The organism is Candidatus Equadaptatus faecalis, from assembly GCA_018065065.1.
GTDB classification, from domain to species: Bacteria; Synergistota; Synergistia; order Synergistales; family Synergistaceae; genus Equadaptatus; species Equadaptatus faecalis.
In genome coordinates this window covers 1-9,238 of the sequence record JAGHTZ010000055.1, presented here as the reverse complement: position 1 = coordinate 9,238, position 9,238 = coordinate 1, and the positions used below count along the sequence as shown (strand labels likewise).

Genomic DNA, 9,238 nt, shown 5'->3' with positions numbered 1-9,238 from the left:
TCTGTGACCGGGGTGTGAGCAGGGAAAGCAAGAGCCCTGCGGCTTCGGAGGAAAATGAACGGTGCTCCCAGTAAGAAGTAATCCGAAGTTAAGCTTTAAGCGGTAAGCGGTAAGCTTTAAGCCAAAAGCAGTGAAAAGATTTTATTTTTATCACGTTATTCTGCTTAAGGCTTACTGCTTATTGCTTATGGCTATCTTTGTTGTACCAAAATTCTGCTGTCGGCTGTCATTTGGCGGCTGTCGGCAAAAAATATTCAAAAAAACGGGGAACTGATTTCAGTCCCCCGATTTTGTATTTTGATACACTCCGGCATGGGGAAACATACAAACTTTTCAACAATCCATTGCAAAATAATTATTTTATAATTATAATACCCTTATGGACAAGATATCATTTGAGTGGGACGAGCACAAGAACGCCGCCAACGTCAAGAAACATAACATATCATTTGAAGAGGCAGCCAGCGTATTTTATGACGAAATGGCTCTTTTGATTGACGACCCCGAACACTCGTTGGAAGAAGAACGATTTATTATTCTCGGCTTCAGCAAGAGGGCAAATTTGCTCGTTGTATGCCACTGCTACCGAAACGAACAATCAATAATCCGCATAATATCCGCACGCCACGCAACAAAACATGAAAGCAAACAATATTCAGAAAGAAAGCGGTGAGCAAAATGAGAGAAGAATACGATTTTTCACAGGCGCGTAAAAATCCTTACGCCAAACAACTGAAAAAACAAGTAACAATCAATCTTGACGTTGAAACAATAGACTACTTCAAAGCGCAGTCCTCCGCTTCGCGTATTCCCTATCAGACGCTTATAAATCTGTATCTTTCCGACTGCGTTGCGAACAACAGACAACTCAAAGTCAGTTGGCAGTAAATATCGCCTGTTAAGAAATCAAAGCGGGGGACTGTTTCAGTCCCCCGCGTGTCATCTATCTCCGTACAATCTTGGATTACGGTCAGTTTAGTGTTTTCTGCTTTTGTGCGTCAGGAAAAACCATTTCCACTCTTCGTAAATTTCGCGCAGTTCAGACGTCAGCAATTCAAGAGGTTCATCACTGGAGAGCTTTGCGCCGTAATACGCCCCTGCTATTGCTCCGGCTATTGCGCCCATCGTATCCGCGTCACCGCCGAGAAGCACGCAGTTTCTTATGGCATCTTCGTAATCAAGCGATTCAAGAAAACATTGAATCGACTCTGGAACACTTCCCTGGCAGGTTTCGTTCCAAACATACGTTTCCTGTAATCCGCCGTTTTCGTAAATACCGCGAATGTCGGGGTAATTTGCTTCAAGATAATCCGATATTTCCCTTTTTGCCTTTCTGCCGCCATCAAAAGCCATAAATACCGAAACTGCCGTCACCTCCGCGCCCTTTATGCCCTGCGGGTGATTATGGGTAACCTCAGTTACCATACGGGAGAGTTTTTTTGCTTCCTCAACGCTTCCCGCAATGGCTCCGACAGGCGAAACACGCATCGCAGCGCCGTTTCCATAACTGTTGTACGGCTTTGGGTTTTGACTGAAAATCCAGTCAAGAAAACGCCCGCCGTAATCTCCGTCAGGATATTTTCTGCCAAGCTTCTGCATCCAGTAGACAGCCTGTTCGGACAAATCGGAATAATCCTCCGCGCTTTCCATCACCGCCTTGGCAATCGCAAGTGTCATTACAGTGTCATCGGTAAATCTGCTTTTCTCCGATATAAGCCGGAATTTTTTTGAATGTATGGGCTCAAACTCAAATGCAGAGCCTATAATGTCTCCGTAGATAGCCCCTTTTACAGGTGCAGAAATAACAGTACGCCAACCACTCATAACATTTCCTCCTTCGCAATTAGTATTCTGTTTTTTTGTGTGCAGTTTTCATTGGCAAGCAGCTGATCGCAGTACGTCAGATACTGCTCTGCAGCTTCCTTGCCTTCACAGCCGCTGTCTTTTTTAACAGCTTTTACAAAAAGCATACGTGCCTTTGACAAATCCTTCTGCACGTATATGCCAAACAGATAGCAGCGTCCGAGATTGCAGCTTCCCATGGAATCCCCTGCTTTAGACGCCTTCCGATAATACTCAAAGGCTTTTTTTTCGTCTTTCGGGAAATACAACCCCTGTTCGTACAGTCTGCCGAGCCCGTTTTCGCTTTCGGGATTCTCCTCGGTGCTGTCTTCGTTACAGCATTTTAACAATGTTTCAATTTTACAGTCTCCGTCCCGCGTTATCTCGTCTCTTGCGTAATCGTTTAACAATCCGAGGAGATAATAATAACACGCTTTCTCGTAATTTACCTCCGCGCCTCCCCAACCTTCTTCGTAAAATCTTCCAATCAGGGAAAAGGCATCGCTTCGCGCACATGGGGACGCCACAAAATCACTGAGCTGCTCGAATGCCAACTCTCTCATTTGTTCCGTGCCCCACCCGAAAGCCAGACATTTCAGATACGGCAGATAACAGGCGTAATCGTCACATTCTTTACCGGCTTTAAAACAGTTGAACGCTTTGTTTTTGTCAAGGGGCGCAGCCTTGCCGTTCAGATAATATTCTCCAAGGGTACAACAGGCAACCGCGTTTCCTTCTGCCGCATTGCGTTCTAAAATTTCAATCCCCTTTTCAACGTCCGCGGCACAGGCTTCGCCGTAAAGCGAATGCTTTGCCAAAATATTCGAGGCTGCTTTGTTCCCCAGCCCAAGACACTTTTTTGCAAGCAGATGCGCAATTTTGGGATTTTTCTCCACGAAACAACCTTCTTCAAACGCCTTCGCCATTCTTTCGCCAAGCCACAGGGAACCTTTGTCCTGCCGCGTATTTATGTTGAATGCAATCCTGAGAGGCAAGTCTCTTTCAAAATCCCTGACTGTCTTGGACACGTATTTTGTCATGCGTCTGCGACACAAAATCTCGCAGTCGGGATGATAATACGCACCCGCAACGGCTCCCGCAATGCACATCTCATACTGGTATTCACCCTCCGGGCAGCTTTGTGCTGCCTCCATCAACGCGTCTTCAAAGCTTGCAGTTCTGAAAAATGTCCTCAGCGCATGTTCTGTTATACAGCCTGCGTAGCGTTCGGCTATGCTGTCCTCTATCTCACGTTTCGTGTGTCCGTTCAGCGCAAGATATATCGCCACTGCGACCGCTTCTGCGCCCTGCAGTGCATGCGGCGTTTTGTGTGTTACTCCGGCTATGATACGCGCTAGATTTACCGTTTCGGTTTCCGTTCTTGCCGCATAAGCAACAGGAGCTATTCTCAATGCCGGTTCAATAGGATTTTCAATATAGGTGTACCTTCCACCAAGCTCGCACCAGTACCTGAAGGTTGAACACTCTCCGGCTTCCCACCAAGCATCTATATTGTCAACTTTGTCGCGGAGGATATCGCCGCGAATCTTCGCTGAAAATTCCTTTTCCGCCAAAAGCAGTTCCTCTCTATGCACGTCCGCAAGTTTCTCAAAACTGCCTGTTTTCATGCATTTGTTCAGGGCTCTTGCGGTTGCGCAGAGAAGGTAACTGCCATACGCGCTGTAATCTGACTTTGAAATATGCCCTTTGCATTTTTCAGCTTCTAATTCTTCTCTAAAATACTTTGCCGCAATCATGTCTGCCGCTATTGCTTCCCACATTTTCAATTCTCCTTTCTTTCCTACCGTTTTATTTGTCACGGCAACGCGTATTGTCTATATCCGTGATACCGGCTTCAATCAGCATACGGGCAAATTCCCTTCCTGCAATCAGCCGTATTTTGTTTTCCTGAGCCATGGCAACTGCCTTGTCAGAAAATTTGTCCGCAGTTGAAATTATCCATGGAACACATATTGTTTCGTAAAGAGGCTGCTCATTGAAAGCAGCTATCCGTTCAATCGTCCACCGGTCGATATCCTCTCCGAGCTTTGCCTGTGCATAGACAGCCATTTTCCAGTGCTTAAACACTCCAACAACGTCAGCATCGCAATCGCCTTTTTCATCAAACTTGCTTTCGACAGGGACAAAAACCTTGGATGCACCATGTTCGAAAAAATATCGCATCACCAAACCTTCAAATTTGTTTGGAGTAAGCTGCGCCTTAAGCACCTCTAAAAGATTTACAGCCGACTTTTCAATAACTGAGGCATACGGATTGAGGGGAGCGTCTGCGTCAACAATTTTGTCTATGCTTTTCGCAAATCTGGTAATATCAGTAATTGTCTGCTGTAAGTTCATTCGGCTAAACAGGTCGTCATCGGCATATTCATATCCGGAAATGCCCTCTTTGACAGGTTCAACTTTGATTACAAAACCCAGGTCAACAATTTTTTGGGTCTTTTCGCGAATAAACAGTCCTGCCTTGTTACGCACGATTTTACTGCCGTCCTCCAGTTCAAACTCGGCAAAATCTGACATCTTACTGACAGGCATCGTCTGGTCGCCGATAACTCTGTATATGGAGAACTTATCGCCGGGCAAAGGAACAACAACGGTATCATGGTAGTTGTAAGCAAAGAACTCAAACAAGCTCCATCTGTCATAGCTTGTCTGATTGTGTTCACGCATAATCGCTTCAAAATCACGCCATTCAGAAAATCGGTGTGTAACGTTTTCAAGACCGATGTCTGCAAGTTTAGACCAGCCGACAGAAAGATATCCGCCTTCCAGCAATTTGCGGGAAACGTCCCATTCATGAGAAATATGGTGAATCCAGTATTTGAAAATATGCATGGAACCGCTGACGCCTAAGGAACATACTCTTGTTTCGTTCTTGCTTTTCTTGTCACAACATTTTTTCATTTTTTCTTCCTTCTTTCAGTTTTATTTACAAGACACGTATCTGTATCTTGTCACGTTGCCGATTACTGTCGTACCGTTCGGCTTGAAAATTTTCTCAATCGTATGCACTTTCTCGATTTTCTCGTCGGCATACTCATAAAAACGGTTAGTCCGTTCATAACGGCAGCCCTTGTATCTTCCCGCACGGTAGCGTCCGATTTCCGTGTTGCAGCCGCAATACTTTGCAGAGCTTGAATTTTCAGGCATCGGACAGCCTTTTTCCCTGATAATTGTCGGATTGCCCTGAATTACGCGGCTGCACGGCAGATAAACTTCTTTCACTACCGTTTTTTCAACAACCACGGGCTTTTCTACGACCTTCTCAATGATTACCGGCTCTTGTACAACCCTTTCGACAACAACGGGCTGTTCCACGACAACCGGCTGTTCGGGCACAGAGCGGTTGTTTGCAAGCATACTGCCGATAACTACACCTCCAAGCGCCCACAGTCACCCGTCGCCGCCCCTTCTTCTGTGTCCGCCGTGCGGTCCGTGCGCCGCATAAGCGGCATACGGGTTAAAGAAAATGACAAAAATAAGCAGCAACACCACAAGATATACATCGTAACCCTTCTCATTTGATTTCATTCATTTCTCTCCTCTCGTTTCCAACTTTTTCCGTACGGTTTTTCAACCGTATGCCGCAGTTTGGAAATTTCCAAACTGACATGCATGTTTTTCCGTAACCTTTTTTGTCCTTTTTGCCCTCCTTTTTGTTTGTGATTTTTGTACAAATTTTTTAAGCACGACACGTCTTAAAAAACTGCTTCGGGTTTAAAAAAAATATCCCCCTACTATAAAGTTCCCTTATAAGGTCCGAATCACTCTTTTTTTTTAAAAAGTCTAAATATTAAGATTAGTTTCCGAAAACTATACAATTTTCTAAATCGTTGGTATGACTATAAAAATGACGGGGTCGCAATTTTTTAACGACTCCGTCAAAAAAGTTATCCACACTTTCCACAAAGATTTTTCTTCAAAAAACGACCTGCTCAAAAATTACGACTCCCCGCCAAACGCCAAGATTTTTTTGTAACATTGTCACAAAAAAATACCGGACGAACGTCCGGTATTTTTTGATGTAAATTCTATTGCTTTAGATTAGTTCGCTTTAAATGCATCCACAATCGCTTTTATATAATTTTCAACAGGTGGTTTATTGCGACCTTCAGGACGGTTCACAACAGCCACCTTTACCTGACCTTCACATGCTGTACCCTGCGTTACCAATACTGTTTCTGTTTTGTCTGCCACATCCTTATTTACTGTAGCCAACTTAAATATTTCCATATTCGAGAAATCTTCAAACCAATCGCTCCAACCAGTGACAAACACTATATGAGTCGGTTTATAATAAGCAATTTGAGCTTCTAAAACTTTTCTTGCCGCACCTAATTGTGCTTTTTTTAATGAACCTTCTGCATTGCCATATAACTCCGGTGATATAGGATACAAATTACTCCAAACAATATGTTTATGCCATTCATTTTGCTGACAATCGGTCAGTTGTTGCGTAACACTAATGACTATATTAAAGAACTTACTTTTCCCAATAGGGTATCGATAATATCTATATTCTTCCTCTTGTTCTGTTAAGTCTACTTCATCGGCATATCCGATATATTGATTTTCACTGCCAAAAACCTGGCGGCGAGGTTTACCGTCCTCACCTATCCAGTCAAATGTCATTTCGCTATCACTGTAAAATGTTTCAAAATTCATATCCTTAAAATTATGAATCGTCCAACCGTTAGTACAACGACCAACAAACATAACCCTGACGTCATTTTTACTATCCCGATAATTTTCTCCCTCTAATGGAAAAAATTTTGACAATTTCAACCCATTCTCGCAAACATCGCAGAAGAGTTGTTTATAGGCGCTTTCCAATTCATTATTCTCAATACGTCCCATTTTTTACATCCTCCAATTCATTTTCTTGTACTATCCCGTACAACATAACAGGCTCTTGTCTCCGTTATAGAGTCTCTTGATTACAACAGCTTTATAACACCGTCATAATACTATCTCACTGCAACACTGTCAATAAATCTTAAAACAGTCATATTTGTCCTGCTTATTTGTTTTTGTCAAAAATTCGCTGACGATTTCAAGCAGTCGGTCGTCAAGATAACCTCGCGCCTTTGCAACGATTTCAGCAGGTATTTCATAATATGCCTCGGCTATGCCTCCGGCTATTGCCGCCAGCGTGTCGCTGTCCCCGCCTATTGAGATGCAGTTGCGAATCACGTCTTCGTAATCCGTTCCCTCATAGAAACATTGTAAAGCCTGCGGTACTGTATCTTCGCAAAGTTCGGTAAAGCCGTAGGTCTTTCGTATTTCGTCTACGGTCTGTCCAAGTCTGTAATAGTTTGCTTCCATATACTCTCTGATTTCCTCTTTGGACGCTCCGGTTCTTGCAAGATAAATCGCTGTTGAAACGGCTTCGGCTCCCTTTATGCCTTCTGGGTGATTATGCGAAACAGCCGTAACCTTTTCAGAGATTTCTTTTGCTTCCTCAAGCGATTTTGCAAGCCAGCCCGCAGCCGAAACGCGCATTGCGGAGCCGTTGCCTTTTGAATTGTACGGCTTTGGCGAAATTAAAATCCAGGACGTGAAACGTGAGCCGTATCCGCAGCCCGGATATTTAACGCCGATTTTCCGCATCCAGTACACAGCTTTTTCTGAAAGCCGCGAATAATCTCCGTTGCAGTCAAGAATTGCTTTTGCCACGGCGCAGGTCATCACGGAATCGTCCGTAAAACGGCATTCTTCGCTGAAAAAATCAAAATCTTTTGTGTGTATGTTGGCAAATTCAAAACGTGAACCAACTATGTCGCCTATTATTGCTCCCAGCATTTTACAGTCTCCCCTTTATATGTATTCTATTTCCGAAACATCTTCAATCTTGTAAGTTTTCAACACTTTTACTCCGCTATGTCTTCCCTATTTCAGTTTCAACGGCGGATTGTTTGCAAGTTCGAAGATCATTGCGCCGTAGAGCGCGGTATCTTCTATTTCCATTATGGTGGTTATCCGCCCTCCGGCGTCTTTTGAGCTTGTTCCGCAGTGATAGATTTTTTCTTTGTCCGTTCCTTTGTCAATGATTGCGTATCTGTCGTGGTATTTGCCGTTTGTCGTTTTGAGTTCTATTTTTATGTTCGGGTATTCTTTGCAGAAGGCGCTGAAGGTGCTTTGCGTCAGTTTGTCTTTGCCGAGGTTGTCGCTGAATACGGTTACCTGAACGCCTTTTTTGACCGAACGGAGCAGTTCAAGCGTTTTCAGCCCGATGTAGTTGTCTATGACGCATACGCTTTTCTTTGCCGATTTGTAGATTTTCGTGTAGGCTTCTTCAGCTTCTATTTTCTGTCCGTCAAGTATCAGGAAATGTTTGTAGGTGTCGGGGTCTATGAAGTTGTCCATTACTTTTTGCAAATCAGCTTTGACGTCTGCAAATTCTTCTTTTGTTACCGTATTTTCAAGCCTGTTTTTGATTTCGGTTATTTCAATTGTATTCTGCACCGTCAGTTTAGCAAGCGCGTCTGTTCCGATGAGGCTTCTGTTTTCGCTGATGTAGTCTTTCATGCCTTTGAAAAGGCGTATGAGAGCCTTGCTCTGCTGTACTGCCAATTCGCCTTTGAGTACCGTCATAAGCATATATATGCCCTGCTCGGTAAAGGCGTAAGGATTGTATCTTGAGCCTCCCCAACTTGAGGTCGATTTTTTCGACCTCAAGTTGGACTCATGGCTATCGCTCAAATCGGCATTTCCTGCTTCATGTACTAAACTTGAGGTGCAAAAATTGCACCTCAAGTTTTCACGTTCGGTTTTGGTTAGCTGGAACATAAAGTCTTCTTCAAACTTTTCAATATTGTTTTTGACCTGTTCGTTAAATCTTTTTGTCGTGTAGCCGTAAATCGCCGCAAGGTCGCTGTCAAGCATTACGCGCTGTCCGCGTATCGTGTAGATTTTGTTCCTGATGTTTTCCTGCGTTACCAATGCAATTTCGTTTTTAACAGCCATGTCCGCACCGCCTTTGTCTGTCGTTCTTGATTTTCTGTTGTCTATTTTACAGTAAATCTTCCTGAAAATGTCATTTTAGAAATGACATCTTTTGAGATTTTTGTGCTGTACTGCTCCGTTTCGGACGTAAAAACACGGGCTGACTTTCGTCAGCCCATTAGGTTTTGTTTAATTATTTCAGTTTCAGCGGCGGATTGTTTGCAAGCTCGAAGATCATTGCGCCGTAGAGCGCGGTGTCTTCTATTTTCGTTATGGTGGTTATCCGCCCTCCGGCGTCTTTTGAGCTTGTTCCGCAGTGATAGATTTTTTCTTTTGTCCGTGTAAATATTTCCGTCTTTCTGCGGAAGCCGAAAGGCTTAGCGCAGAATCCAGCGGCGTGTCCCTAATGTGTAGTGCTTTTAATTTAAGTCTT

General features: G+C 43.8%; 10 protein-coding genes. 2 read left to right on the top strand and 8 right to left on the bottom strand.

Features of this window, described 5'->3' with window-relative positions; all coding sequences use genetic code 11:
- The first annotated feature begins 379 nt into the window (after nucleotides 1-379).
- Together KBS54_04630 and KBS54_04625 are read left to right on the top strand one after the other, a co-directional pair.
- Entirely contained in the window at nucleotides 380-673 is a 294-nt protein-coding gene (locus KBS54_04630) for a BrnT family toxin (protein ID MBQ0055413.1), read from the top strand.
- Nucleotides 674-678: 5 nt separating this feature from the next.
- Nucleotides 679-888 carry a BrnA antitoxin family protein gene (locus KBS54_04625; protein ID MBQ0055412.1) on the top strand — a complete coding sequence of 70 codons (210 nt, stop codon included), beginning with the start codon at nucleotides 679-681 and terminating at the stop codon, nucleotides 886-888.
- An 87-nt stretch (nucleotides 889-975) separates the two neighbouring features.
- Here the strand turns inward: KBS54_04625 and KBS54_04620 are convergent, their stop codons facing one another.
- The 8 genes from KBS54_04620 to KBS54_04585 form a co-directional block, all read right to left on the bottom strand.
- Nucleotides 976-1,824, bottom strand: coding sequence for an ADP-ribosylglycohydrolase family protein (locus KBS54_04620; protein MBQ0055411.1), 849 nt, complete (start codon nucleotides 1,822-1,824; stop codon nucleotides 976-978).
- Nucleotides 1,821-3,623 carry an SEL1-like repeat protein gene (locus KBS54_04615; protein MBQ0055410.1) on the bottom strand — a complete coding sequence of 601 codons (1,803 nt, stop codon included), beginning with the start codon at nucleotides 3,621-3,623 and terminating at the stop codon, nucleotides 1,821-1,823. Before KBS54_04615 ends, KBS54_04620 begins: the two co-directional genes overlap by 4 nt.
- 28 nt (nucleotides 3,624-3,651) lie before the next feature.
- Entirely contained in the window at nucleotides 3,652-4,764 is a 1,113-nt protein-coding gene (locus KBS54_04610; protein ID MBQ0055409.1) for a restriction endonuclease, read from the bottom strand.
- Between the two features lie 21 nt (nucleotides 4,765-4,785).
- Nucleotides 4,786-5,199: a hypothetical protein gene (locus KBS54_04605; GenBank protein MBQ0055408.1), complete on the bottom strand. Its 414-nt coding sequence runs from the start codon at nucleotides 5,197-5,199 to the stop codon at nucleotides 4,786-4,788.
- 54 nt (nucleotides 5,200-5,253) lie between these two features.
- On the bottom strand, nucleotides 5,254-5,391 hold the full coding sequence (locus tag KBS54_04600; protein ID MBQ0055407.1) for a hypothetical protein: 138 nt from the start codon (nucleotides 5,389-5,391) through the stop codon (nucleotides 5,254-5,256).
- Between the two features lie 513 nt (nucleotides 5,392-5,904).
- Nucleotides 5,905-6,717 (bottom strand): hypothetical protein, encoded by an 813-nt coding sequence (locus KBS54_04595; protein MBQ0055406.1) that lies wholly within the window; start codon nucleotides 6,715-6,717, stop codon nucleotides 5,905-5,907.
- A 129-nt stretch (nucleotides 6,718-6,846) separates the two neighbouring features.
- Nucleotides 6,847-7,662, bottom strand: coding sequence for an ADP-ribosylglycohydrolase family protein (locus tag KBS54_04590; GenBank protein ID MBQ0055405.1), 816 nt, complete (start codon nucleotides 7,660-7,662; stop codon nucleotides 6,847-6,849).
- A gap of 87 nt (nucleotides 7,663-7,749) precedes the next feature.
- Nucleotides 7,750-8,826 carry an ORF6N domain-containing protein gene (locus KBS54_04585; GenBank protein MBQ0055404.1) on the bottom strand — a complete coding sequence of 359 codons (1,077 nt, stop codon included), beginning with the start codon at nucleotides 8,824-8,826 and terminating at the stop codon, nucleotides 7,750-7,752.
- Between the last annotated feature and the right edge of the window lie 412 nt (nucleotides 8,827-9,238).